Here is a 24816-nt window from a genome sequence, read left to right as displayed (position 1 = left end):
CGGTCCTCGACTGGGGGACGGGCGGGCATGTCCAGGGCACACGGCCATGACAGGGGACCACATTAGGCCGAGTCCACTGGCGGGCGTGCACGGGGGACGTTCACGGTGGGATCGGACGAGGTCAGCGGAGGGTGGGAAGGGACCCGTGTGAACGGTGAAGCTAAAGATATGGCAAAATGTTAGACTGAGTAACGATCCGCTAGCGGAGCAATCGCCCCCGGCCGGTCGGCTCCCCCCGGCCTCACCGCCACCAGACACCCCGCCCGCCCCCAGCCTGCCCGAGGTGCCCCTGCGTGAATGTCGACCACCTGAACCGGCTGCTCCTCGAATTCTCCGTGATCCTGCTGGTCGCGGTGGTCGCCGTGCGCATCTCGACCCGGTCGGGGCTGCCCAGCCTGCTGATCTACCTCGGCATCGGCGTCGCCCTCGGCCAGAACGGCCTGGGCTTCGCCTTCAACAACGCCGCGCTGACCCAGGTGATCGGCTACGCCGCACTGGTCGTCATCCTGGCCGAGGGCGGTCTCAAGACGAGCTGGCGCGAGGTCAGACCCGTGATGCCGGCCGCCACCGTGCTCGCCACGGTCGGCGTCGGGATCAGCGTCTTCGTGACCGCGGCCGGCGCGCACTGGCTGGTCGGCCTGGACTGGCGGACGTCCATGCTGCTCGGCGCGATCGTCTCCTCGACCGACGCGGCCGCCGTCTTCTCCGTGCTGCGGATGGTCCCGCTGCCGCACCGGCTGACCGGGCTCCTGGAGGCCGAGTCGGGCTTCAACGACGCCCCCGTGGTGATCCTCGTCGTCGCCTTCGCCACCACCGGTGAACTCGACTCCTGGTACGTCCTGATCGGCACGATCGTCGCCGAGCTGGCCATCGGGGCCGCGGTCGGCCTCACGGTCGGCAAGCTGGGCGCGTTCGGGATCAAGCACGTCGCCCTGCCGTCCTCCGGCCTCTACCCGATCGCCGTCCTGGCGCTCACCGTGCTCGCCTACGCCGGCGGCGCGCTGCTGCACGGCTCCGGCTTCCTCGCCGTCTACATCAGCGCGGTCATCCTGGGGAACGCCAAACTGCCGCACGGGCCCGCCGTCCGCGGCTTCGCCGACGGACTGGCCTGGATCGGGCAGATCGGCATGTTCGTGCTGCTCGGCCTGCTCTGCACCCCCGAGACCATGGGCTCGGCCGTGGTGCCCGCGCTGGTGATCGGCACCGTGCTGGTCTTCCTGGCCAGGCCGCTGTCGGTGGTGATCACGCTGACGCCCTTCAAGCTGCCCGGCCGCGAGCAGGCGCTGCTCAGCTGGGCCGGGCTGCGCGGGGCGGTGCCCATCGTGCTGGCGACCATCCCGATGGTGGCCGGCACGCCGATGGCCCACGACGTCTTCAACATCGTCTTCATCCTGGTCGTGGTCTTCACCCTGCTCCAGGGCCCGACCCTGCCCTGGGTCGCCAAGTGGCTGAAGATCTCCGAGGGCTCGATGGGCCAGGACCTCGGCATCGAGTCCGCGCCCCTGGAGAAGCTGCACGGACACCTGCTGTCGGTGGCGCTGTCGCCGAGTTCCAGGATGTCCGGCGTGGAGATCGGCGAGCTGCGGCTGCCGGCCGGCGCGGCGGTGACCCTGGTCGTCCGGGAGGGCAGCAGCTTCGTTCCGGACAAGGCCACCGTGCTGCGCGGCGGCGACGAACTGCTGGTCGTGACCACCGACGAGGTCAGCGAGGCCGCCGAGCGGCGGCTGCGGGCCGTGGACAAGGGCGGCAAGCTCGCGGGGTGGCTGTACGGGCGGCGGTGACCGCGATGACCACGGGGGGTTCGTCCAGCGTTCACCTCCGATGGACGGGACAGATCTGGATGTCCTCTGTATGGTGGGGGTAGCGCGTCATCTACGCGCGTATATGCAGAACGATCGAAACACCCCAGCATCTGCCTGAAGCAGAGTTGGCGCGACCGCTCGGCGGCCGCGGCGCGGATCCCGGCAACCACGCCGGGCGGGCCCGGTAACTACCCCGGTCGACGCGCGAGAGGACGACTCTCGGCGCCGTCGGGGCCACCCCATGCCCCTTCCGCGCTACCAGGCAGCAGGAAGGACGACCGTGACGGCCCGCCGAACGGTCGAGAACACCGCGGACACCCGCGCCGCCCTGGCCACCGACACGCTCCCGGACACCCGGCCGGGCACCGGGGCCACCACCGACCAGGGCGCACCCGCCCGCGTCGGGTACGGCGCACTGCTGCGCACCCCCGGGGCCTGGACGTTCCTGGCCCCCGCCTTCGCCGCGCGGCTCCCGTACGCGATGCTCAGCCTGGGCATCGTCCTGCTGGTGCTGGACACCCACGGCTCCTACGGCACGGCCGGCAGCGTCGCGGCGGTCTCCGCCGTCGCCCAGGCCTTCATCGGCCCGCAGACCGGCCGGCTGGCCGACCGCTACGGCCAGGCCGCCGTGCTCGTCCCGACCGTGATCGTGCACGCGGTCTCGGTCGGCGCGCTGATCGCGCTGGCCCTGGGCCACGCCCCGGTCTGGACCCTCTTCCTCGCCGCCGCCCCGGCCGGCGCCAGCGTGCCGCAGGTCGGCGCGATGGTCCGGTCCCGCTGGGTCGCCAAGCTCTCCGCCGAGGGTGCGGCCGGCGGACGCTCGGCGTCCGCGCTGTCGGCCGCCAAGCTCAACACCGCCTTCGCCTTCGAGTCCGTGACGGACGAGTTCACCTTCGTGATCGGCCCGGTGCTCGCCGGCGCCATCGCCACCTCGGTCACGCCCGCCGCCGGGCTGATCGCCGAGGCCGCGCTGACCGTGGTCGGCGGACTGGCCTTCGCCGCCCAGCGGCGCACCGCGCCGGCCCGGCACCCGCACCAGCCCGGCGTCCGCCGGGTCTCCGCGCTCTCCTCCCCCGGCGTCCGGCTGCTGGCCGGCGCGTTCCTGGGCGTCGGCACCGTCTTCGGCGCCATGCAGGTGTCGGTCACCGCGTTCACCGAGTCGGTCGGCCAGCCCGGCGCCAACGGCACCGTGTACGGGATCTTCGCCGGCGGCTCGATGCTGGCCGGCGTGCTGTACGGCATGGTCGCCTGGCGCCGGGCCGCCCGGCACCGGATGCTGGCCAGCTACGCGCTGCTGGTCGTGGGCTGCTCGACGCTCTGGGCGATGCCCAACCTGGTCGCGCTGTCCGTCGCCGGGCTGGTCTGCGGCCTGGCCATCGCACCGACGCTGATCACCGGGTACACCCTGGTCGAGACGCTGGTCGCGGACGGCGCCAAGACCGAGGCCTTCACCTGGCTGACCGGTGCCATCGGGCTGGGCCTGGCGGCCGGGTCCACGGTCGCCGGACGGCTGATCGACGGACACGGGCCGTCGGCCGGGTTCCTGGTGCCGATGGCCGGTGCCGGGCTCGGCCTGGTCGCGCTGGTCGCGCTGCGGTACCTGCTGATCGCGCCGGGCGTGGCGAGCACGGTGGTCGCGGGCGCGAACGAGCGGGGCTCGGCTCCGCAGCTGGTCGGGGCGGCGAAGGGCTGAGCGGCGGGGCTCGGGGCGACGGGTCGGGCGGCGTCCGGCGGCGTCGGGTCGGGTCGGACGCGTCCGGCCGGTCGGGCGGCGGGTCCGGGCCGGGGCGGCGGCCCTCGGCGGCCGGCTTCCGGCGGGCGGGGGAACGGGTGCTTCGGCGCGCCCCCGGCTCATCTCACATTCGAGTCGCTGGACTGATCCAGCGGAATGCCGCATCATTGACCATCGTTAGCACTCATCAGGCGAGAGTGCCAGGAGGAAGACAAGTGCCCACGTACCAGTACCAGTGCACCGAGTGCGGCAACGGCCTGGAGGCGGTGCAGAAGTTCACCGACGAGGCGCTGACCACGTGCCCCGACTGCCAGGGACGGCTCCGCAAGGTCTTCTCGGCCGTGGGTGTGGTCTTCAAGGGCTCCGGCTTCTACCGGACCGACAGCCGATCCTCGTCCAGCAGCTCGGTGGGCACCGGCTCGTCGTCGAACTCGACCTCGTCGGGTTCGTCCTCGTCCGGCTCGTCGTCGGCTGCTTCGACCTCGTCCTCGTCGTCCTCGGGCGGCTCGACCGCTGCCGCGAGCTCGGCTCCGGCGGCGAAGCCGGCCGGCTGAGACCAGACTTCGGAAGGCCCGTGGGCCCGCGCCATCGCGCGGCCCGCGGGCCTTTCGCGTGCCCGGGCGGAGGCAGGCCGCTCGCGGTCAACCGCCAATGGGCCCACTACCCCGTTCGGGTGTACAGAGTTGTCCACAGGGCCGAGTTGTCCACAGGCCTGGGGACAGGACTTCCACCCGACCCCTGGGCCGCCCAGAGTGTGCGTCGGAAGAGCCGGCCCGCACCCCGGGCCGGCGCCCCGCGACCACCGGTGGTGCCCATGTCGACCACGAGCCTCCCCCCGCGATTCCCGCCGCTCCCCGCCCCGGCCGTTCCGCCCCGGCGGGAGGTGCCGCCCTTCGCGCCGATCCGGCGTGGCGGTGGCCGCCTCCACCGGCTCCGCCGGGCCGCCCGGCACCGGCTCGGGGTGCCCGCCCTGCTGCTGGTCGCGCTGTCGGCCGCGCTGGCCGTCGGGCCCGCGCGGGCGGGTCTCTCCCCTCCGGGCGCCGCGTCGGTCAGCCGATCGGGTTGTCAATCGGAACACCTCGAAGCTCACCCGTGACCGGACCACGACTTCGTCGTTCACGCGGCATGAAAGGCTTCAAGGAATTCCTGCTGCGCGGAAATGTCGTCGAACTCGCCGTCGCCGTCGTCATCGGCGCGGCGTTCACCAACATCATCAACGCCTTCGTCAAGGGCGTGATCAACCCGATCGTCGGCGCCTTCGGGGCCAAGGACCTGGGTGCCTACAGTTCCTGCCTCAAGGGCCCCTGCGAGCTGAGCGCGACCGGCGAGGTCACGTCCGGGGTCCTCATCCTGTGGGGCTCGGTGCTGAGCGCCCTCCTGCAGTTCCTCATCACCGCGGCCGTCGTGTACTTCTGCCTGATCCTGCCGATGACCAGGCTCGCCGCCCGGCGCAGAGGCATCACCGAGGTCCAGGCGGAGGCCGAGCAGGTCCTGCTGCTGACCGAGATCCGCGACGCGCTGGTCACGCGCCAGCGCTGAGCACTCCCCGTCAGTCGCCGTGGTGCGGCGGGCGCTGGCTCAGGTACCAGTCCAGCCCCCGTCCTCCACTGTCCGCCGCTCCCGGGCGCCCGCCCCAGCCGGCGTCGGTGTCGTCACTGGACTGCTGGTCCAGCGGGTCCCGGAAGACCAGCCGGCCCATCGTCGCGGCCTTGGGGTCGTCGGACGCCTTCACGGCCTCCGCGGCGTCCGTCCTGCCCCCGCCGTCCTGCCTGGGCTCCCGCTCGGTCACCGGCCCGCCTCCGTCTCGCACATCGTCCACTCCTCCAGCCTAGAAGCTCCCCGCGCCCGCGCCGACCGCCGCCGGGGACGCGTGAGGGCCCCGGTGCGGAGCGATTCCGCACCCGGGGCCCCGGTACGCCGGCGAGGTGGCGGCGGGGAGGCCGTCAGGCGGCTTCGAAGCCCGCGTGGTCGGCGATCCGCTTCAGCTCGGCCAGCGCGTGCTTCTCGATCTGGCGGATCCGCTCCCGCGTCAGCCCGTGCTGCTTGCCCACCTCGGTGAGCGTCCGCTCACGGCCGTCCTCCATCCCGTAGCGCGACCGGATGATCGAGGCCGTCCGGTCGTCCAGGCGCCCGATCAGACCGTCCAGCTCCTCGCGGCGGAGCATGACCATCACGGCGTCCTCCGGGGACGTCGCCCCGGTGTCCTCGACCAGGTCGCCGAACTGGGTCTCGCCCTCGTCGTCGACGGACATGTTGAGGCTCACCGGGTCACGCGCCCAGTCCAGGACGTCCTTGATCCGCGCCTCGGTGGTGTCCAGCTCGGCCGCGATCTCGGCCGGCTCCGGCTCGCGGCCCAGCTCCTTGGACTTCTCCCGCTGGACACGCCGGATCCGGCCCAGCTCCTCGACCAGGTGGACAGGCAGCCGGATGGTGCGCGACTGGTCGGCGATGGACCGGGTGATGGCCTGCCGGATCCACCAGGTGGCGTAGGTGGAGAACTTGAAACCCTTGGCGTAGTCGAACTTCTCCACCGCCCGCACCAGGCCGGCGTTGCCCTCCTGGATGAGGTCGAGCAACGGAAGGCCGCTGCGCGGGTAACGCCGCGCGACGGCGACGACCAGCCGGAGGTTGGAGCGGATGAAGACGTCCTTGGCGCGCTCGGCGTCCTCGGCTATCGCCTCCAGCTCCTCACGCTTCACACCCTCGGGGAGCTCCGCCTCCTCCAGCAGGTGCTGGGCGTACACACCGGCCTCGATCCGCAGCGAGAGCTCGACCTCCTCGGCGGCATCGAGCAGGGGCGTCCTGGCGATCTCGTCGAGATACATACCGACCAGGTCACGGTCGGCCTCAAGGTTGGTCGGGCGGGCCGCGCGAGTCCGGTCGGCCCTGTCGCGAACGACGGCACGGGTGGCCATGCTTGCTCCCTTTGCTGGAATTGCCGAGGTCTGCCTGCCTGCCCCCAAGAGGGCAAGAATGCGGGCCCCGCGGGGCTCACACGTAACGATCCAACGAACAGATTCCGGACAACATTCCCAAGTCGCTCAGATTCTTCCGCCGATGCAGTATGCTGCCGGTTTTCACCCCGCCACTGGACGGAGCGTGACCGGGCCGGCACCACAGGTGCCGGCCGGGCGGTCCACACGGCGCGGTCCACCGAAAGCGGTCGGCGGGACCGCGGGTGCGGCCCCCCGACGCCTTGCCGCTGCGCGGCCGCCCATGCCGGGGCCGCCGGCGCGCTCCTTTGCGGACCCTTCACTCCGGAGAACCCGCGGGCAGCCGCGCGCGTTCCCGCCCGGCCCCGCCGGAGCCGCCGCTGCCACCGGTTCCGCACCCCGGAGCCGCCCCGCGCCCGCACCCCGGCGCACGCAGATCCTCCGCACAAAAGATGCCAAATCGCTATCGCGCAGGCGTCCGATCAGCACAACGCACTGGGAAGGTGTCAGCCATGCACCTGACCAACAGCTCGCTTCTCCTCACCCCGCGTAATCGCCACCTGCTCCGGCACGTGGCGCTCGCGGCGGGCTGTACCGCGCTGTTCGCGGTCCTGGCCACCCTGGTGCAGACCGGCTGGTCCCCCCTCGCCCGCCTGGACCAGGGCTGGGTGGACGACATGCACCGCTACGCCCAGGGCCGAAGAGTGTGGGTCGCCTCGGTGCAGATGCTCACCGACATCGGCGGCACGATCACCATGCGTACGCTGCTCGGCGCCGCCACGCTCTGGCTCTGGCTGATCGGGGCCCGGGTGCTGGCCTGCTGGGCGGCGGCCCAGGCGCTGGTCGGCTGGGGCTTCCTGTGGGTCCTGAAGCTCTGCCTCGACCGCCTGCGGCCGCGCTTCCCCGACCCGGTCGCCCACGCCGGCGGCCCGGCCCTCCCTTCCGGGCATGCGATGGCCTCCGTGATCACCTGCGCCGTCCTGGTCGGGCTGGTCTGGCACCGGTCCTCGCGCGGCGGGCGGATCACCGCCTGTTCGATCGCCGCGCTGACCGTGCTGACGATCGGCTGGACGAGGGTAGCCCTCGCCGTCCACTGGCCGAGCGACGTGCTGGGCGGCTGGCTGGCCGCCGGGATCGTCCTGGGCGCGGTCACCGTGGCCGTCGAGCTCTGCCGGCCCGGCGCGCTGGCCCGGGACGTCCGGCGGGTCAACTGGCGGACCAGGCCGAGGGTCCAGCGCGTCCTCGTTTCCCAGACCGCCCCCGCGCCCTACGACCCGGCCTTCGACCCGGCTTTTGATCCGGCCTTCGAGGAGGCCGGCGAGCGGGCCGGCGAGCGGGCCGGCGAGCGACCGGACGGCGCGGTCAAGCCCTAGCGCGGGTCCCCCGGCCTCGGGCCGGTCCGCCGGGCCCGCCTAGCCTGGCCTTCATGCCGCTTCCCTCGACGCCCGACCGACCCGCTCCCGCCCCCGACTTCCCCGACCGGCCGCTGCGGATCGCCGCCGCGCAGGCCCAGGCGGTGGCGGGCGACCTCCCCGCCAACGTCGCGACCGTCGCCGACCTGATCCGCGAGGCCGCCTCGGACGGCGTCCGCCTGGTGCTCTTCGCCGAGAAGTTCCTGTCCGGCTACGAGCCCGAGCTGATCCGGACCGACCCCCTCAAGTACAGCGTCCAGCCCGGCGATCCCCGGCTCGCGCCGATCGCCGACGCCTGCCGGGAGACCGGCACGGCCGCCGTGGTCGGCGCGGCCGTCCGGGACGCCGACGGCGAACTGCGCATCTCCGCCCTGGTCTTCGGCCCCGACGGTGCGCTCACCACCCGGTACGACAAGCAGTACCTCTTCAAGACCGAACGGGACACCTACCGCCCCGGGACGACGGGCTGCACCCTCCAACTCGACGGCTGGCGGCTCGGCTTGGGCATCTGCTACGACTCCGGCTTCCCCGAGCACGCCCGCGCGGCCGCCCTCGACGGCTGCCACGCCTACCTGGTCGGCGCGCTGTTCAGCGTGGGCCACGGCCACCACGAGTCCCGGACCTGGTTCCCGGCCCGCGCGCTCGACAACACCCTCTACACGGTGCTGGCCAACCACATCGGCACCACCGGCGGCTGGAACACCTGCGGCGCCAGCGCCGTCTGGTCCCCCGACGGCCGCCTCCTCGCCGAGGCCGGCCCGGACCGCCGCGAGCTGGTCGTCGCCGACCTCGACCCGGAGGTCCTGCGCACCACCCGGGAGGCCGAGAGCCTCCTTGCCGACCTCGCCTCCCAGCCCCGCACCACCCCGCGCGACCGGCACACCCTCGGCCTCGGCTGAGCCCGCCCCCGACGGCCCGTCACACGCCGGCGGCCCCTGAACGCGCCCGGCCGACTCCGCCACCCCGGGGTGCCGGTCCTCGTGCCCACCCTGGGCCCGCCGGGCACGCGGCCCCACGGCCTTGAAAGAGGCACGGACGCGCGGCACGGACGCGCGGCACGGACGCGGCACAAGCGGGACACGGGCGGGACGGCGGTCGGGAACGACGAAGGCCCAGGCCCGGGGGAATCCCCGGACCTGGGCCTTCACTGCGTAGCGCGCTGTGCCCCAGGCAGGATTCGAACCTGCGACACCGGCTTTAGGAGAGCCGTGCTCTATCCCCTGAGCTACTGAGGCGGGGTCGTTCGCGGTCGGGCGCGCGTGTGGCGCGACGACCGCTGACAGCCTAGCGGATCGGGGGGCGGCCACGCCGGGTCGGGCCGTCGGCCGGGCGGAGGTGGCGGGGTGTGCGGTGAGGGGAGTCCGCGTGCGAATCGTGTGCGGGAAGATGGAATCATGGGGAGGGTGCCGATGGTGCCCGGCGACGGGGCGTCACATCCTGCTCCAGTAGCCTGGAGCGAACCGGTGTTCCGGTGCGGGGCGTCGGCGCCCCCGCCGGCCCTGGCACGCCTGCAGCAACGCATCACCGCAAGGACGAGGCGCTTCACCATGACATCAGCCGGCAGACGGCACCCGGCCCTCCGCGTACTGGGCCAGGTGTGGCTCTGGCCGGCACTGGCGATGCTCTGCGTCGGCGCCTACCGGCTCGGGACGCCCGAGCTGTGGCGGGACGAGGTGGCGACCTGGACGGTGGCGACCCGCTCGCTCGGTGATCTGCTCGGACTGCTCCAGCACATCGACGCCAGCAACGGCGCGTACTACCTCCTGATGCACGGCTGGACGTCGGTGTTCGGCGACTCCGCGATCGCGCTGCGGCTGCCCTCCGTGCTGGCGATGGCCGGCGCCGCCGCGTTCGTGGCGCTGACCGCCCAGCGGTTGTTCGGCGGCCGGGTGGCGGCGATCGGCGGCGGGCTGCTGTTCTCCGTGGTGCCGCTGATCTCGCGGTACGCGCAGGAGGCCCGCTCGTACGCCCTGGTGACCTGTGCGGTCGCCGCTGCCACCTGGTTCCTGCTGCGCGCGCTGGAGCGCCCGTCGCTGCGGCGGTGGGCGCCGTACTGCGCGGCGATGGCGGCGGCCGGCGCCGGGCACCTGATCTCCTTCGCGACGCTGGCCGGCCAGCTGGCCGTGGTGGCGCTGCACCTGTGGCGGACCCGCCCGGCCACCGAGCGGCGGGTGCTCTGGCAGTACCCACTCGCCGTGCTGGTCGCGGCCCTGCCGGTGCTGCCGGTGGTGCTGCTGGGCAGCCGGCAGTCCGGGCGCCAGCTGGGCTGGATCGGCAAGCCGACCTTCTACCAGCTGCGGCACTTCGGTGAGCCGCTGTTCGGCTCGCCCGGGGTGTTCCACGTCTTCGCCCTGCTGGCCCTGCTGGCCCTGGTCCTGCCCGGGCGCCGCCTGCCCGCGCTCCAGCTTCTGCTGCTCGCGGTGCTGCCGGTGCTCGGCGTCTGGCTGGTGTCGCGCGGCAGCACCTCGTACTTCGTCGACCGCTACCTGCTCTTCACGGTGCCGGCCTGGGCGGCGCTGGCCGGCGGCGGGGTGCAGGCGGTCTACACGACGGTGGCAGCGGCCGCGCGACGCAGCCGGACGCCGGGGCAGGTCCGGGCCGCGGGCGCGCTGCTGGCCGTCGGGCTGATCGCGGTCCCCGCCCTGGTGGCGCTGCCCAAGCAGTCCTCGGTGCGCTCCGCGGGCTCGCACTCCTTCTCCCGTGAGCCGTACCGGGCGGCCGCCGAGCTGATCGGGGCCGGGTACCGGCCCGGCGACGGGCTGGCGGCTCCGCTCGGCGACCAGGGCTGGGCGATGGTCGGGCCGGGTGTCTCCTACTACCTGCCGAGCGACGTCCGGCCGTTCCCGGTCTTCGTCGAACGCAGCGCCCTCCAGGCCGAGGACCTCTTCCCGACCACCTGCCCCCAGGTGGACGCGTGCCTGGGGCAGGGGCAGCGGACCTGGCTGCTCGTCCTCGGGGACACCGCCGAGCCGCTGACCGCGATGCCCGCGGAGCAGGCGCGGGCCCTCCGGGCCAGGTACGGCCCGCCCGACCGGGTGACGCCGCTCGGCGGGGTGACGCTCGCACTGCTGGACTCCACCACCGGCTGAGCCCGGCTGCCGGGTCCGCCCGGTCCGGCGCCCGCGTGACGGCGGTCCGCCCGGATGCGGCCGTCCGGCGACCGGGTGACCATGGAGCACGGTGACCGGGGCGCCTCCGGCCTCCGGCCGCCCGCCCCTCGACGGTCGGGACTGCCCGGGAGGACACCTGTGAGCGAGCACCCGGCCGGGCGGGTGACCCGGCTGAAGAAGCGGTCGGCGAAGCTGGCCCGGCGCGCTCGCGAGCTGCCCGAGCAGGTGCCGCTGGTGGGCCGGGCGCTCGGCCACCTGCTGCGGGTGAACCTCCTCGACTGCGCGACCCGGCTAGCCGCCCAGGCCTTCCTGAGCGCCCTGCCCGCGCTCTTCGTGGTGGCCGTGTTCACCCCGGCCGCGGTCCGCGAGAACGTGATGCGCTCGCTCCGCAAGGAGCTGGGCCTGGAGGGTGCGGCGCAGCAGTCGGTGCAGCAGATGCTGCAGAGCAGCCATGACCAGGAGACCACGATCGGCGTGTTCGGCGCCCTGGTGACCCTGGCGTCGGCGACGGCGCTGAGCCGGGCGATGCAACGCGTCTGCGAGCGCTGCTGGGAGCTGCCGAGGGCGGGGTCGCGGGTGGTGGCCTGGCGCTGGCTGGTCTGGCTGCTGGTGTGGCTGGTCTGCCTGATGTTCCAGACGCCGCTGCGGGACGGCTTCGGCCTGGGTGCCTGGCTGGGGATTCCGCTGACCTTCGTCGGCGGGACGGCGATCTGGTGGTGGACCCAGCACCTGCTGCTGGTCGGCCGGGTGCGCTGGCTGCCGCTGCTGCCGGGGGCGCTGCTCTGCGGGGCGGTGGTGGTGGGCCTGGGGATCGCCTCCCGGATCTACCTGCCGCGCGCGATGGCGCACAGCGTGACGCAGTTCGGGCCGTACGGGGTGGTCTTCACCGGCCTCTCCTGGCTGATCGTGATGTTCGCCGGACTGACGCTGGCGATCGCGCTGGGCCGGGTGGTGTCGGAGGAGGAGGCGGTCGCGCACTGGCTGGGCACCCGGACCGAGCCCGGCGTCTGGGGCGGCGCCCCGCTCACCGCGGAGGAGGCGGGCGAGACGGCGGGGGACGCGGGCGGACCGGACCCCGACGGCGCGGACGGACCGCGGGGCGGCTGACGCGCCTCGGCGGGGGAACCGGTGGCCGGTTCCCCCGCCGAGGGGTGTTCGGGGTCCGCGGGCGGGCCGGACGGCCGAGGTCAGAGCAGGCGGGTCAGCCGGGACAGGATGGACGGCGGGGCCAGGTCCGTCTGGAGCACGACCGGGACCTCCACCTTGCCGTCGCCCGCCCCCACGCTCAGCACGCCGACCTGGGCACCGGCCTTGGCCGTGTGACCGAGCTTGGCCGGGTCCAGGGTGAGGGTGCCGCTGATGCCGGGGAAGCCGGCGGCGGTGAGGTCCTTGGTGGCGACGACCGGGACCGTGCCGCCGAGCCCGTCGTCGACCCGGCCGACGACGTCGCCCTGCTTGGCGAGGGTCTGGCCGGTCAGCCCGTTCTGGGCCGCCTGGATCTGCAGGGCGCTGACGTTCTGGACGATCTTGAGGATGCTCGGCTCGGCGGTGGTCGCCGGCTGGCCCAGGGTGACCCCGAGGATGAGCCGCTGGACCCCGCCGACCTCCTTGTACGCGGCCCACATCAGGCAGCCGCCGGCCGGGGTGCTGGAGCCGGTCTTGACGCCGATGATGCCGTTCTTCGGGGAGATCAGGGTGTTGGTGTTGGAGATCTTCTGATTGTTGAAGTTGGTCTCCGGCGTCGAGACGATCTGCCGGAAGATCGCGTCCTGCATCACCTGCTCGGCCAGCTTCAGCTGGTCCTTGGCGGTGCTCTTGGTGTCCGGGCTGAAGCCCGCCGGGTCGGTGTAGGTGGTGGCGGCCATGCCGAACCTGGCGGCGGTGTCGTTCATCTTCTTGACGAACGCCTCCTCCGAGCCGGCGTCCCAGCGGGCCAGCAGCCGGGCCACGTTGTTGGCCGACGGCAGCATCAGCAGCTCCAGCGCCTGGTACTGGGTGAGCTGCTGGCCCTCGGTGAGGGTGACCCTGGACTCGTCGACGTTGCCGGACTCCTGGGCGGCCTGCTTGTCGACGGTGATCTTCGGGCCGCTCTCCCCCTTCTTGAGCGGGTGCGACTGGAGGATCAGGTAGGCGTTCATGACCTTGGTGACACTGGCGATCGAGGCCGGCGTCTCCGGGCCGGAGCTGCCGAGACTGCCGACGCCGACGACCTGGGCGGCCGACTGGCCCTTGGCCGGCCAGGCCAGGTCGAGCGGGTCGCCGCCGAAGCTGTAGCTGCCCGCGGCGGTCTGCTTCACCTTGGCGTCCGGCAGCGGGCGGAGCAGCTGCGCGACCGCCACCGCGCCGAGCACGACGGCCAGGAAGACCGTCCAGATGGTGATCCGCTTGAGTGCGCGGCGAAACGGCGAGACGGGGCGCGCGTTGAGCGTCGCCAGCACCTGCATCGCCTCGGCCGTCGTCTCCGGGGCCGGCGCGGGCGTGGGCTCGGGGGCGGGCAGCGGCGCGGGCTTCGGCAGCGGCGGCGGGGACGGCAGCGGCCGGGGGTCGGGGGTGGGGAGCGGCTCGGGGACCGGGGTGGGCGCCGGCTTCGGGGCCGGAACGGGCTCCGGCTCGGGTGCCGGCTCCGGCTCGGGGACGGGCCTGGGGGCCGGGTGCGGCTCGGGGACCGGCTCGGGCACGGTGCCCGCACCGGGTGCCCGCGGGGCCCGGGGCTTCTCCAGCTTCTCGGCCTGCCCGGCCCGGTCGGCGGGCCGCGCGGGCCGCGCGGGGGTCTCCGGCCCGGCGGCGCCCTCCGACTCCTCGCCGGCGCCCTTCGGCTCGTCGCCGGGCTCGGCGGGTACGGCGGGCTCGGCGGGCTCGGCCGGGGGCTTCGTGGGCTCCGCCGGAGGCTTTCCGGGGGCCGCCGAGTCCGTCCGCATGGCGAGACGCGGGTCCGGCCCGGTCGGGCGCCCGGGCTTCCCGACGGGGGCGTCGGCCGGCGGCTCGACCGGCGGAGCGCCCCGGCCGGCACCGCCGTCGGCCGGGGAACGGAGCTCCTCGGGCAGCCGCAACGCGGTGGTCGCGTTGTCCGCGGGCAGTCGCAACGAGGTCGTCGCGCTGTCCGCGGGGAGGCGGAGCGCGGTGGTCGCGTTGTCCACGGGAAGGCGGAGCATGGTGGTCCTGGAGTCCGTATCCCGGACACGGAGCTGGACGGTCGACCCCGTCCTGGGCGTGCCCGCCCCATCGGCGGCGGGCTCCCCGGTGGCGGCGGAGGCGGCCTCCGACCCCGCGTCCGAGGCGTCGTCGGCGCCGGCCTCCGAAGCCGCCGCGGGGCTCCCGGGCTCGTCCGAAGCGGCCTCGGCACCGGCCCCGGCGTCCGCCCGCGCACCCGCCCCGGCGTCCGCCCCGGCAGCGTCGGCGTCCTCGCGCCCGGCCGGTTCCACGGCTGCCGCCGTCGCGTCGGCACCGGCGCCGGAACCGCTCCGCGCCTCGTCCCGCTCCCGCCTCCGCTCGCCGTCCCGCAGCACCCTGTCGGGGGACTCGCCCACGTAACCCAGCCTCCTCAACGCCCGGCGGGGCACCGGCAGACCCGATTTCGGGAAGCCGACGCCCCGCCCCGTGTACCTGTACAGTCTCCGCCACCGGCGACCGTTCCGGCCGCCCACACCCCGCCCGACCGGCGCGTATTGCCGCCGCACGGCCGCACCGCGGTCTCTCCACCGGTCAGACGCCGGGCCCGCCTCCACCGGTTCCCCGCCGCGGCCGCAAGGTCACGATTCGGAGGCGTACTCGACAAGCCCGTGTGAGAGGCGTCACGCTGTCATTCATCCACGCGGGGAGGCTTGGATGGGCAAGAGCCGCAGAACTGTTCCCGAGGAACTCTTGCTGCTCGCTTTGGACCCGACCACGGGTACCACTGCGCAGCCGCAGACCCTCGACCTCGGACTCGCCGGGGCCCAGCTCGTCGAGCTGTCCCTGGCCGGACGGATCGTCCCGGAGGGCGATCGGATCGCCGTGGTACTGCCACGGCCGACAGGCGACCCGACCCTGGACCACGCACTGGAACTGCTGCGCCGACGCGGCAGCCCGGTTCGTGCGGCCCACTGGATCGGTGGGCCCAGACTGGGGCTCAGGCAGACCTATCTGGCGCACCTGGAGCGGTGCGGCATGGTCACGGCCGTGCCGGGCCAGATGTGCGGCGTGCTGCCGACGACGCGCTACCAGGCGTCCGACGACTGCACCAACGCCGCGATCAAGCAGCGGCTGGACACCGCGATCCGCACCGGCGTGCCGCCGGACCCGCGGACGGCCGCGCTGGCCGCGCTGGCCCACTCGGTGGGCCTGGGCAAGCACCTGTACCCGGGCAACGAGGGCCGGTCCTCACGGTCACGGCTGCGCGACCTGATCCGTTACGACCCACTGGGCGGGATGGTCGCGCACGCGGTGATGGACGTGCAGAACGGTCTGCCGTCGCAGCAGAACCGTTCATCCCAAGGTGGTGGCGGCGCTCCGGTCGGCGCGGACCGACCGGGACCGCGTGCGGCGGCGAGCCGCGGCGGGACCGGTGGCCGGGTCGCACCGCCCCGCGTCGGCGTCCGCTGACCCGGACCCACCACGCGCGGCGCACGCCGCACAGCTCACGCCGCCACCCGGCGGTGAACAGCCGGCAGGAAGCAGGGGCGGTCGCCCGCGACGGAAGTCGCCGGGCGGCCGCCCCTCCGCCGTACCCCGCGGGCGGGGCCGGGCACCCGTGCGGCGCCCCGCCCCGCCCGCCCGAGCACGTGCCACCGGCACGTGTACGGGCGCCTGCCGCGCCCGTACGACCCATCGCACCGCCACCGCAGCACTACCGGATCGAGCCGCACCGTCGCCTTACCACGCGGGGAGGCCCGCCGTCTCGCCAAAGCGCTTTTCCGATGATGTGTTCTACTGCGCTCCTGCGATTCCCCGGCGCCGACCTGATCCAAGGTGTCATGCTGCTCCAAGTCAGGGGGGTTGGTCCCAATTTCCACTGTGTTCCGAGGACTGCCGTTCCAACGATCACCAGAGGTCCGGCCGGAGGTCGACGTGTCCGCGAACATCAACCCCACCGTGCGCCGCAGGCGCCTGGGCTCCGAACTCCGCAAGCTGCGGGAGGGCCTGGCCATGACGGCGGAGGAGGTGGCCGGCCGGCTGATGGTCTCCCAGTCGAAGATCAGCCGACTGGAGAACGGGCGCCGCAGCATCAGCCAGCGCGACGTGCGCGACCTCTGCGACGTCTACAACGTGACCGACGAGGCCATGCGGGCCAGTCTGATGGAGATGGCGCGGGAGTCCCGCCAGCGCGGCTGGTGGCACGACTTCAACGACATGCCGACCCCGTACAGCGTGTACATCGGCCTGGAGGCCGAGGCCTCGTCGATCCGCGCCTACGAGTCCTCGTTCGTCCCGGGGCTGCTGCAGACCGAGCAGTACGCCCAGGCCGTCGTGGAGGGCACCCAGCCGGACACCGACGCGCTGTCCGTCCAGCGGCGGGTGCAGGTCCGGATGAAGCGCCAGGACCGCGTCCACGGCGAGAACCCGCTGGGCAGCCTCTGGACCGTCATAGACGAGGCGGTGCTGCGCCGCGAAGTGGGCAACCGGGGGGTGATGGCCGATCAGCTGAAGCACATGCTGGAGCTGAGCCAGCGCCCGAACATCACGATCCAGGTGATCCCGTTCTCGCACGGCGCCCACCCCGGCATGACCGGGACATTCTCCCTGCTGGAGTTCCCCGAGTCAGCCGATTCCACGGTTGTCTACTTCGAAGGGGTGACGAGCGATCTCTACCTGGAGAAGGAAGCCGACGTGCGCCGCTATACCAGTCTCTACGACCACCTGCGGGCAGCGGCGCTCGGAGTGGTCGAGAGCCGGTCACTGATAGCCACGATTGAAGAGGGATACCACGCATGAGCACCACCTTCGAGAACGGGACGACCTGGCGGAAGAGCACCCACAGCGGCGGCAACGGCGCCTGTGTGGAGATCGCCACGCCGGCTGCGGGCGCCGTCGCGGTGCGGGACTCCAAGGATCCCCAGGGTCCTCAGCTGAACTTCTCGGCCGAGGCCTGGAAGGCGTTCGCCGTCGATGCCGGAGCAGGGGTGTTCGGCGGCTTCTGAGCCACCGCGCCGTTCTCGGCGCAGTCGCCGGTAGCGGTGTCCGCCGCCCTCCCCCGGGGCCGCGGGCGCCGCTACCGGCACCTACGCGGCCGCGCGCCGGCGGACCGGGCCGATCGGGCCCACCGGGCCGGGTGGAACGTCAGCGCAGCACCGGGTAGCGGTCCGCCCAAGCGGCGCCCTCCGGGGTGTCCAGGCCGTGCAGCTCCGGGCCGTGCATCAGCTCCAGGACGAAGTCGTCGGCCAGTTCGAGCAGGGCGCCGCGCCCCTCCAGCGCGGCCACCAGGCCGGGCGGCAGGGCGCTGTCCCCGTGCAGCACCCCGAGCAGGTTGCCGCAGATGGCGCCGGTGGAGTCGCTGTCCCCCGAGTGGTTCACCGCCAGCAGCAGGCCCGAGCGCACGTCGTGGGCGACCAGCGCGCAGTACACCCCGATCGCCAGCGCCTCCTCGGCGACCCAGCCCTCGCCCAGCGCCTCGACCCGTTCCGCCGACGGCTCGCCGGCCCGTACCGCGTCCAGCGCCGCCCGCAGCGCCGCCGTGGTCTCCTCGTGCGCCGGCCGCTCGGAGAGCAGGGCGAGCGCCAGGTGGACGCCCTCCTCCAGGGTGCCGCCGCGGGCCACCGTCTGGACGATCACCGCCAGGGCGCCGGCCGAGAGGTAGCCGGTGGGGTGGCCGTGCGTCAGCACCGAGCACTCCACGGCCAGCTGGAACACCAGGCCCGGCTCCCAGGTGGTGAGCAGCCCGAACGGTGCCGCCCGCATCACCGTGCCGCAGCCCTTGGAGTGCGGGTTCTTGGGCACCTCCACGGTGCCGAGGCGGTCCGCGTCCGGGCCGGAGAGGCCGGACAGGCAGGCCTGGCCGGGGGCGCGCTGGGCGTACAGCCACTCCTCGCGGCCGAGCCAGCCGAGGTCGGTGCGGCGCTCGTCCGGGCCCCAGTCCCGCTGGGTGGCGGCCCAGCGCAGATAGGCGAGGTGGAGGTCGGTGGGCGGGTGCCAGCTGCCGGTGTCGCGCCGGATGTGGGCGCGGATCAGCCCGTCCACGGTGAAGAGCACCATCTGGGTGTCGTCGGTGACCGCCCCGAGCCGCCCGTAGGCGGGTACGTAGCCGGTCACGCCGAGCGGGCCGTGCGCGGCTCGGATCTTCTCCAGCGACTCGAACTCGACGCCCGCGCCGAGCGCGTCACCGATCGCCCCGCCGAGCAGACAGCCCCGCACCCGGCTGCGGAAGTCCTGCTGCTGGGCTCGTGACCACAGTGGCATCACGACGGAGCGCCTTTCGTCCGGGAACCGGGGAGCGCGACGCTCGGCCGGCCGCGCGCCCTCGCACTGTATTCGAATGACCGAACAAGTCGAGCGATTCCCTCGAACACCGCACTTCGACACGATGGTGCCGATCCCGCCACGCGCAGGCCGCGGCCGGCCACCCCGGGCTCCCTGCCGTGCCGGGCCGTGCCCGTCTCCGGGCCGGCAGGCTGTGCCGCCGGCGGCCCGCCGGGCAGGGGAGCCCGGCGGGCCGTCACCGGTACCGGATGGGGAGGTCAGTCCAGGACCGGCAGCAGCTCCGGCAGGTGGCCGTCCGAGGCCAGGGCCGCGGCCAGCCGCTCGGCGGGCACCTCGCCGTAGGTGGTGGTGCGCTGCCGGTGCGGGCGCCCCGCCGCCTCGGCGATCGCCCGCAGGTCCCGGACCGACTTGTAACTGCCGTACGCCGACCCGGCCATCCGCGAGATGGTCTCCTCCATCAGGGTGCCGCCCAGGTCGTTGGCGCCCGAGCGGAGCATCTCGGCCGCGCCCTCGGCCCCCAGCTTCACCCAGCTGGTCTGGATGTTGGGGATGTGCGGGTGCAGGAGCAGCCGCGCCATCGCGACCACCGCCCGGTTGTCCCGCGCGGTCGGCCCGGGCCGGGCGATGCCGGCCAGGTAGACCGGGGCGTTGGTGTGGATGAACGGCAGCGTCACGAACTCGGTGAACCCGCCGGTGCGCTGCTGGATCTCCGCCAGCAGCCGCAGGTGGCCCAGCCAGTGGCCCGGGTTGTCCACGTGGCCGTACATCATCGTGGACGAGGAGCGGATGCCCAGCTCGTGCGCGGTGGTGACGACCTCCACCCAGGTCGCGGCGGGCAGCTTGCCCTTGGTCAGCACCCAGCGGACGTCGTCGTCCAGGATCTCGGCTGCCGTGCCCGGGATGCTGTCCAGCCCCGCCGCCCTCGCCTCCTGGAGCCAGTCGCGGATCGAGAGGCCGGTCCGGGTCGCGCCGTTGACCACCTCCATCGGCGAGAAGGCGTGCACGTGGATGCCGGGCACCCGCTCCCTCACCGCGCGCGCGATGTCGAAGTAGGCCCTCCCGGGCAGGTCGGGGTGGATGCCGCCCTGCATGCAGACCTCGGTGGCGCCGACCTCCCAGGCCTGCGCGGCCCGGTCGGCCACCTGCTCCAGGGAGAGGGTGTAGGCGTCCGCGTCGGTGCGGCGCTGGGCGAAGGCGCAGAACCGGCAGCCGGTGTAGCAGACGTTGGTGAAGTTGATGTTCCGGGTGACGCAGTAGGTGACGTCCTCGCCGACCGCGGCGCGGCGCACGTCGTCGGCGATCCGGCAGAGCGCGTCCAGGGCCGGGCCGTCCGCGTGGAACAGCGCCAGCGCCTGGTCGTCCGTCAGCCGGGCGGGGTCGTCGGCGGCCGTCGCCAGCGCCCCGCGCAGATCGCCGGCGAGGCGCTCCGGGGCGCCCTTGGCGAGCACCTGCTCGCGCAGCACCTGCCAGTCCCCGTACACGTCCTCGAAGTCGGCCCGGCGGTCGCCGGTGCGGCCCTCGGTGTCGATGGTGGCGTGCAGGTCCGTCCGCCCGTACGCGGCGGGCAGGTCCTCCGGCTCCTGCCAGGGGAGGCCCTGGACCACGGCGTCCGGGCGGGCCAGCCCGGTCTCCGGGTCGGACAGCGCCCGGACGTGGGGCAGCACCCGCGGATCCAGCCACGGCTCGCCGTGCCGGACGTACTCGGGATAGACGGCGAGCCGCTCGCGCAGCTCGAAGCCGGCCGCCGCCGAACGCTCCGCCAGCCGGTCGATCTGCGGCCAGGGGCGCTCGGGGTTCACGTGGTCGGGCGTCAGCGGCGAGACGCCGCCCCAGTCGTCGATCCCCGCGCCGATGAGCCGCTCGTACTCGCCGTCCACCAGGTTCGGCGGCGCCTGGAGGCAGGCCGCCGGGCCCATGATGTGCCGGGCCACCGCGACGGTGGCGACCAGCTCGTCCAGCTCGGCGTCGGGCATGCCGCGCATCGCCGTGTCCGGCTTGGCGCGGAAGTTCTGCAGGATCAGCTCCTGGATGCCGTGATAGGCCCGGGATACCCGGCGCAGCGCGAAGAGCGACTCCGCGCGCTCCTCGTACGTCTCGCCGATGCCGATCAGCAGCCCGCTGGTGAACGGCACCGAGCTGCGTCCGGCGTCCTCCAGGACCCGGAGCCGGACGGCCGGCTCCTTGTCCGGCGAGCCGTAGTGCGGGCCGCCGGGCTCGCTCCAGAGCCGGGTCGCGGTGGTCTCCAGCATCATGCCCATGGAGGCCGAGACCGGCTTGAGCCGCTGGAAGTCCGTCCAGCTCAGCACTCCGGGATTGAGGTGCGGCAGCAGGCCGGTCTCCTCCAGGACGCGGATGGACATCGCCCTGACGTAGGCGATGGTGTCGTCGTAGCCGTGCGCGTCCAGCCACTCGCGGGCCTCGGGCCAGCGGTCCTCGGGCTTGTCCCCGAGGGTGATCAGCGCTTCCTTGCACCCCAGTTCGGCCCCGCGCCGGGCCACCTCCAGCACCTCGTCGGGCGACATGAACATCCCGTGGCTGCGCCCGGGGAGCTCCCGCGCCGTGCCCTGCGCGGCCCGGCGCAGCTTGCCGGGGACGGTGGCGAAGGTGCAGTAGTGGCACTTGTCGCGGCAGAGCCGGGTGAGCGGGATGAACACGCTCTTGGAGTAGGTGATGACGCCGGGCCGGCCCGCCGTCGCGAGGCCCGCGTCGCGCACCCGGGCCGCACTCGCGCAGAGGTCCGTCAGGTCCGCGCCTCTGGCCCGGAGCAGCACCGCAGCCTCTGCCGCGTCCAGCGCGACACCGTCCCGGGCACGGCGCAGGGCGCGCCGCATCGCGTTCGCAGTCGGGGTGAAGGTTGCGTCCATGGCGCGACCCTACGCCAGTTCCGGTACCTCCGGAGGAGGTGACCCTGAGGGCCTGTCAGGGTCGTCTGCGCCGGGAGACCGACCCCGATCTGGCCCTGCAGAGCGATGACTCGGGCGCCCCGGGGCCGTGTAATGGAGCGGACAGGCAGTCGGTCACGGTTACGGAGGGGTTGGACGCTATGACGGACGACACGACGACTGAACGACACCCGGGCGGCGGCGTGCCCTACCGCTCGGGCCGGCGCACCGCGGTGCGAGTGGCGGTGCCGCTGGCGGTGGCGGGCACGATCGCCGCGGGCATCGGGCTGGTGCCCGCGCTGGCGGACGACGCCCCGCCGAACCTGCCCGCGTTGACGGCGGAGCAGGTGGTGGCGAAGGCGCTCGGCTCGCAGGCCCAGACGCTCTCGGGGACGGTCTCGGTCTCCGCGGACCTCGGGGTGCCCAGCCAGCTGTTCTCGGCCGCCGGCGGCGGGCTCGGCTCCGGCGGCGCCGGCCAGGGATCCTCGGCCGCGCCGGAGGCCAAGCTGGCCGGCCTGCTCGGCGGGGACCACACCCTGCGGGTCGCGGTGGACGGTCCGGACCGCCAGCGCGTCGGCCTGATCGAGAACCTCTCCGAGTACGAGCTGGTGCACAACGGCGACCAGGTCTGGGCCTGGGACAGCTCCACCAACGAGGCCGTGCACCTGACGGCCCCGCAGGGCGCCCGGCCCGAGGGCCACCGGGGCGGGGCGCCGCTCACCGGGGTGCCGACCACGCCGGCCGAGGCGGCCAAGGAGTTCCTCGCGGCGGGCGCGGGCACCACCGCCGTCACCGTCGACGGCACGGCGAACGTCGCCGGGCAGAAGGCGTACCAGCTCAGCGTGAAGCCCACCCAGTCCGGCTCCACCATCGGCGAGGTGCGGATCGCGGTGGCCGCCGACAACGGCGTGCCGCTCGCGGTGGTGGTCAAGGGGACGGACGGCTCCGCCGTGCTGGACGTCCACTTCAAGGACGTCTCCTTCGCCAGGCCGGCCGCCAAGTCCTTCGAGTTCTCGGCCCCTAAGGGCGCCAAGGTGACGGAGCAGCGGGCGGAGGCCGGCGGCGAGGGCCGGCAGGCCCCCGGCGGCGCGCCGGAGCAGCCGGGCGCCGACGGCCTGAACGTCGTCGGCGAGGGCTGGACGACGGTGCTGAGCACCCGGCTGCCCGGCGGCGACGCCGCCCCGGCACCGGCGGAGTCCGGCAAGCAGGGCCGGCACGGGGGCGAGGGCCGGGCGCCGGGCCAGAGCGTGCAGGGCCTGGTCAAGTCGCTCGGCAAGCCCGTCCAGGGCGGCAGCCTGATCAGCACCAAGGTGCTGAACGTGCTGGTCACGGATGACGGCCGGGTGTTCGCCGGTGCGGTGACGCTGCCGGTGCTGCAGAGTGCGGCCGGGGTGAAGTAATGAACCGGGCTCCTGTAACGGGGGACGTTACGGAGCCGGCCGGGGGCCGGGGCGCCGAGGTGCGCCCGGCCCCCGTGGCCGTACCCGCCGTCGCCCCGTCCACTGCTCCCGCCACCGGCGACGGCCGGTCCGGGTCCGCCGCTCCCGCCGGGTCCGCCGCTCCGTCCGGGTCCGCCGCTCTCTCCGGGTCCGCCGCTCCGTCCTGGTCCCCGTCCGACGCCGTGATCAGCACCCGGGGGCTGACCAAGCGCTTCCGGGGCGGGCAGCTCGCCGTGGACGGGCTGGACCTGACCGTCCCCCGCGGTTCGGTCTTCGGCTTCCTCGGGCCCAACGGCTCCGGCAAGACCACCACCATCCGCATGCTGATGGGCCTGATCGCGCCCACCTCGGGGGTGGCCACCGTGCTCGGCGCGTCGATGCCGCAGTCCGTCACCGCGGTGCTGCCGCGGGTCGGCGCGCTGATCGAGGGCCCGGCGCTGTACGGCTTCCTCTCCGGCCGGGACAACCTGGCCCGGTTCGACGCGGCCGATCCGACCGCCGACCCGCGCACCCGCCGGCAGCGGGTCACCGAAGCGCTGGACCGGGTGGGGCTGACCGCCGCGGCCGGGAAGAAGGCGCGGGCGTACTCGCTCGGCATGAAGCAGCGGCTCGGCCTGGCCTCGGCCCTGCTCCAGCCGCGCGAGCTGCTGGTGCTGGACGAGCCGACCAACGGCCTCGACCCGCAGGGCATGCGGGAGATCCGGGCGCTGATCCGGGAGGTGGCGGCCGAGGGAACCACGGTCTTCCTCTCCTCCCACCTGCTGGACGAGATCGAGCAGGTCTGCACGCACGCCGCGGTGATGTCGCGCGGCCGGCTGCTGGTGCAGGGCACCGTGGCCGAGCTGGCCGCCCGGGCCCAGGGGCGGCTGGTGGTCCGCACCCCCGACGTGGCGCTGGCCGCCGGGGTGCTGGCGGCGCACCGGGTCCGCGACGTGCTGCCGGGCGAGGACCGGGTCGAGGGGGCGCCGGACGCGCTCGCCGAGGACGGCCTGCCGGAGCTCTGCGCGGCGCTGGTCGCGGCCGGGGTGCGGGTGCGGGGCTTCGGAGTGGAGCGGGGCACGTTGGAGGACGCCTTCGTGGCGCTGACCGGGGAGGGCTTCGATGTCGCGGGCTGAGGCTCCGGCCGTACCGGAGACGGTGGAGACGGTGGGGACAGCGGGGACAGCGGGTGCGGTGGGTGCGCCGGGCGCGGTGGGTGCGCCGGGCCTGCCGGGCGTTCCCGGGGTGACCGGGCGCCGGGCGCAGACGACGGCCGGGTTCCTGGCGCTGTTCCGCAGCGAGTTGCTGCTGACCTTCCGCCGGATGCGGACGATCGTGCTGCTGGGGATCCTCGGGGTGCTGCCGGTCCTGATCGGTGTGGTGGTCAGGATCGAGACCGACGGGTCGCAGGGCGGCGGGGGCCCGGCCTTCATCGCGCAGGTGACGCAGAACGGCCTCTTCCTGGTCTTCACCTCGCTCGCGGTGGCCCTGCCGATCTTCCTGCCGATGACGGTCGGGGTGGTCGCCGGCGACTCGGTGGCCGGCGAGGCGGCCGGCGGCACCCTGCGCTACCTGCTGGTCGCGCCGGCCGGGCGGACCAGGCTGCTGGCCGCCAAGTTCACCGCCGGTCTGGCGTTCTGCCTGGCGGCGACGGCGACGGTCGCGCTGGCGGCGCTCGCCACCGGCGCCGCGCTGTTCCCGCTCGGCGAGGTCACGCTGATCTCCGGGGAGACCATCGGGCTCGGCCCGGCGCTGCTGCGGGCGGTGCTGGTGGCGCTGGTCGTGGCCGCCTCGCTGTCCGGACTGGTCGCGATCGGGCTCTTCATCTCGACGCTCACCGGCAGCGGCATCGCGGCGATGGCCGCCACCGTCAGCCTGGTGATCACCGTCCAGATCCTCGACAGCTTCCCCCAGCTGCACGCGATCCAGCCGTTCCTCTTCACCCACCACTGGCTGAGCTTCGGGGACCTGCTGCGCGAACCGATGTACTGGGACGGCGTGCTGGAGAACCTCGGGCTGCAGGCCGCGTACGTCGCGGTCTTCGGCTCGGCCGCGTGGTCGCGCTTCACCAGCCGGGACATCACCGCGTAGCGGGCCGGCGGGGGCCGGGGCCGCCCCGGCCCCCGCCGGCCCTG

General features: G+C 74.0%; 19 protein-coding genes and 1 tRNA gene. 14 read left to right on the top strand and 6 right to left on the bottom strand.

Annotation, left to right across the window (positions count from 1 at the left end; translation table 11 throughout):
- The first annotated feature begins 293 nt into the window (after positions 1 to 293).
- The 4 genes from ACZ34W_RS10140 (at position 294) to mscL (ending at position 5073) form a co-directional block, all read left to right on the top strand.
- Positions 294 to 1781 (top strand): potassium/proton antiporter, encoded by a 1488-nt coding sequence (locus ACZ34W_RS10140; RefSeq protein ID WP_329489276.1) that lies wholly within the window; start codon positions 294 to 296, stop codon positions 1779 to 1781.
- 436 nt (positions 1782 to 2217) lie between these two features.
- Positions 2218 to 3495, top strand: a complete 1278-nt coding sequence (locus ACZ34W_RS10135; protein WP_465603087.1) for an MFS transporter — start codon at positions 2218 to 2220, stop codon at positions 3493 to 3495.
- 254 nt (positions 3496 to 3749) lie between these two features.
- Complete coding sequence (locus ACZ34W_RS10130; RefSeq protein ID WP_465603040.1) at positions 3750 to 4088, top strand: FmdB family zinc ribbon protein; 339 nt, start codon at positions 3750 to 3752, stop codon at positions 4086 to 4088.
- A 571-nt stretch (positions 4089 to 4659) separates the two neighbouring features.
- Entirely contained in the window at positions 4660 to 5073 is a 414-nt protein-coding gene (gene mscL / locus ACZ34W_RS10125) for a large conductance mechanosensitive channel protein MscL (RefSeq protein WP_465603038.1), read from the top strand.
- A 10-nt stretch (positions 5074 to 5083) separates the two neighbouring features.
- On the opposite strand, the gene ACZ34W_RS10120 is transcribed toward mscL, so the two are convergent.
- Together ACZ34W_RS10120 and ACZ34W_RS10115 are read right to left on the bottom strand one after the other, a co-directional pair.
- Positions 5084 to 5353 (bottom strand): hypothetical protein, encoded by a 270-nt coding sequence (locus ACZ34W_RS10120; RefSeq protein ID WP_465603036.1) that lies wholly within the window; start codon positions 5351 to 5353, stop codon positions 5084 to 5086.
- Between the two features lie 124 nt (positions 5354 to 5477).
- A complete protein-coding gene (locus tag ACZ34W_RS10115; protein ID WP_465603034.1) occupies positions 5478 to 6449 on the bottom strand; it encodes a sigma-70 family RNA polymerase sigma factor in 972 nt (323 codons plus the stop codon).
- A gap of 530 nt (positions 6450 to 6979) precedes the next feature.
- Here ACZ34W_RS10115 and ACZ34W_RS10110 point away from each other — a divergent pair.
- Positions 6980 to 7840, top strand: a complete 861-nt coding sequence (locus tag ACZ34W_RS10110; protein WP_465603032.1) for a phosphatase PAP2 family protein — start codon at positions 6980 to 6982, stop codon at positions 7838 to 7840.
- Between the two features lie 53 nt (positions 7841 to 7893).
- Entirely contained in the window at positions 7894 to 8778 is an 885-nt protein-coding gene (locus ACZ34W_RS10105; RefSeq protein WP_465603030.1) for a carbon-nitrogen hydrolase family protein, read from the top strand.
- Between the two features lie 263 nt (positions 8779 to 9041).
- Here the strand turns inward: ACZ34W_RS10105 and ACZ34W_RS10100 are convergent.
- Positions 9042 to 9114 (bottom strand) — tRNA-Arg (locus ACZ34W_RS10100).
- Positions 9115 to 9426: 312 nt separating this feature from the next.
- Here ACZ34W_RS10100 and ACZ34W_RS10095 point away from each other — a divergent pair.
- Both ACZ34W_RS10095 and ACZ34W_RS10090 read left to right on the top strand, forming a co-directional pair.
- The gene (locus ACZ34W_RS10095) at positions 9427 to 10968 is read left to right on the top strand and encodes a glycosyltransferase family 39 protein (RefSeq protein WP_329489270.1); all 1542 of its coding nucleotides are present in this window, start codon (positions 9427 to 9429) and stop codon (positions 10966 to 10968) included.
- Positions 10969 to 11127: 159 nt separating this feature from the next.
- Positions 11128 to 12096, top strand: coding sequence for a YhjD/YihY/BrkB family envelope integrity protein (locus tag ACZ34W_RS10090; protein WP_329489269.1), 969 nt, complete (start codon positions 11128 to 11130; stop codon positions 12094 to 12096).
- A gap of 80 nt (positions 12097 to 12176) precedes the next feature.
- On the opposite strand, the gene ACZ34W_RS10085 is transcribed toward ACZ34W_RS10090, so the two are convergent.
- A complete protein-coding gene (locus tag ACZ34W_RS10085) occupies positions 12177 to 14516 on the bottom strand; it encodes a D-alanyl-D-alanine carboxypeptidase (protein WP_465603027.1) in 2340 nt (779 codons plus the stop codon).
- Between the two features lie 298 nt (positions 14517 to 14814).
- Here ACZ34W_RS10085 and ACZ34W_RS10080 point away from each other — a divergent pair, with 298 nt between their 5' ends.
- The 3 genes from ACZ34W_RS10080 to ACZ34W_RS10070 all read left to right on the top strand — a co-directional run bounded on the left by ACZ34W_RS10080 (position 14815) and on the right by ACZ34W_RS10070 (position 17105).
- Positions 14815 to 15570: a GOLPH3/VPS74 family protein gene (locus tag ACZ34W_RS10080; RefSeq protein ID WP_329489267.1), complete on the top strand. Its 756-nt coding sequence runs from the start codon at positions 14815 to 14817 to the stop codon at positions 15568 to 15570.
- A gap of 465 nt (positions 15571 to 16035) precedes the next feature.
- Positions 16036 to 16899 (top strand): helix-turn-helix domain-containing protein, encoded by an 864-nt coding sequence (locus ACZ34W_RS10075; protein WP_465603025.1) that lies wholly within the window; start codon positions 16036 to 16038, stop codon positions 16897 to 16899.
- Entirely contained in the window at positions 16896 to 17105 is a 210-nt protein-coding gene (locus tag ACZ34W_RS10070; RefSeq protein WP_329489265.1) for a DUF397 domain-containing protein, read from the top strand. Before ACZ34W_RS10075 ends, ACZ34W_RS10070 begins: the two co-directional genes overlap by 4 nt.
- A gap of 139 nt (positions 17106 to 17244) precedes the next feature.
- Here the strand turns inward: ACZ34W_RS10070 and ACZ34W_RS10065 are convergent, their stop codons facing one another.
- Positions 17245 to 18360: an ADP-ribosylglycohydrolase family protein gene (locus tag ACZ34W_RS10065; protein ID WP_380382174.1), complete on the bottom strand. Its 1116-nt coding sequence runs from the start codon at positions 18358 to 18360 to the stop codon at positions 17245 to 17247.
- A gap of 278 nt (positions 18361 to 18638) precedes the next feature.
- A complete protein-coding gene (locus ACZ34W_RS10060) occupies positions 18639 to 21245 on the bottom strand; it encodes a bifunctional FO biosynthesis protein CofGH (RefSeq protein WP_465603022.1) in 2607 nt (868 codons plus the stop codon).
- A gap of 179 nt (positions 21246 to 21424) precedes the next feature.
- Between ACZ34W_RS10060 and ACZ34W_RS10055 the strand changes: the two genes are divergently transcribed.
- From ACZ34W_RS10055 to ACZ34W_RS10045, 3 genes are read left to right on the top strand one after another with little or no spacing between them, the layout of a single operon-like run.
- Positions 21425 to 22663, top strand: coding sequence for a LolA family protein (locus ACZ34W_RS10055; protein WP_465603020.1), 1239 nt, complete (start codon positions 21425 to 21427; stop codon positions 22661 to 22663).
- On the top strand, positions 22663 to 23817 hold the full coding sequence (locus ACZ34W_RS10050) for an ABC transporter ATP-binding protein (protein ID WP_465603018.1): 1155 nt from the start codon (positions 22663 to 22665) through the stop codon (positions 23815 to 23817). Before ACZ34W_RS10055 ends, ACZ34W_RS10050 begins: the two co-directional genes overlap by 1 nt.
- The gene (locus ACZ34W_RS10045) at positions 23804 to 24772 is read left to right on the top strand and encodes an ABC transporter permease subunit (protein ID WP_465603016.1); all 969 of its coding nucleotides are present in this window, start codon (positions 23804 to 23806) and stop codon (positions 24770 to 24772) included. The genes ACZ34W_RS10050 and ACZ34W_RS10045 overlap by 14 nt, the downstream gene beginning before the upstream one ends.
- Positions 24773 to 24816: the final 44 nt, after the last annotated feature.

This window comes from Kitasatospora sp. NPDC022856 (assembly GCF_055561235.1).
The sequence above is the reverse complement of the archived record's forward strand: the minus strand, read 5'-3'. Positions and strand labels throughout refer to the sequence as shown.

Coding starts and splice junctions, on each gene's coding strand:
- mscL (WP_465603038.1), top strand. CDS start 4,660: ATGAAAGGCTTCAAGGAATTCCTGCTGCGCGGAAATGTCGTCGAACTC.
- ACZ34W_RS10115 (WP_465603034.1), bottom strand. CDS start 6,449: ATGGCCACCCGTGCCGTCGTTCGCGACAGGGCCGACCGGACTCGCGCG.
- ACZ34W_RS10110 (WP_465603032.1), top strand. CDS start 6,980: ATGCACCTGACCAACAGCTCGCTTCTCCTCACCCCGCGTAATCGCCAC.
- ACZ34W_RS10105 (WP_465603030.1), top strand. CDS start 7,894: ATGCCGCTTCCCTCGACGCCCGACCGACCCGCTCCCGCCCCCGACTTC.
- ACZ34W_RS10095 (WP_329489270.1), top strand. CDS start 9,427: ATGACATCAGCCGGCAGACGGCACCCGGCCCTCCGCGTACTGGGCCAG.
- ACZ34W_RS10080 (WP_329489267.1), top strand. CDS start 14,815: ATGGGCAAGAGCCGCAGAACTGTTCCCGAGGAACTCTTGCTGCTCGCT.
- ACZ34W_RS10070 (WP_329489265.1), top strand. CDS start 16,896: ATGAGCACCACCTTCGAGAACGGGACGACCTGGCGGAAGAGCACCCAC.
- ACZ34W_RS10065 (WP_380382174.1), bottom strand. CDS start 18,360: ATGCCACTGTGGTCACGAGCCCAGCAGCAGGACTTCCGCAGCCGGGTG.
- ACZ34W_RS10060 (WP_465603022.1), bottom strand. CDS start 21,245: ATGGACGCAACCTTCACCCCGACTGCGAACGCGATGCGGCGCGCCCTG.
- ACZ34W_RS10055 (WP_465603020.1), top strand. CDS start 21,425: ATGACGGACGACACGACGACTGAACGACACCCGGGCGGCGGCGTGCCC.
- ACZ34W_RS10050 (WP_465603018.1), top strand. CDS start 22,663: ATGAACCGGGCTCCTGTAACGGGGGACGTTACGGAGCCGGCCGGGGGC.
- ACZ34W_RS10045 (WP_465603016.1), top strand. CDS start 23,804: ATGTCGCGGGCTGAGGCTCCGGCCGTACCGGAGACGGTGGAGACGGTG.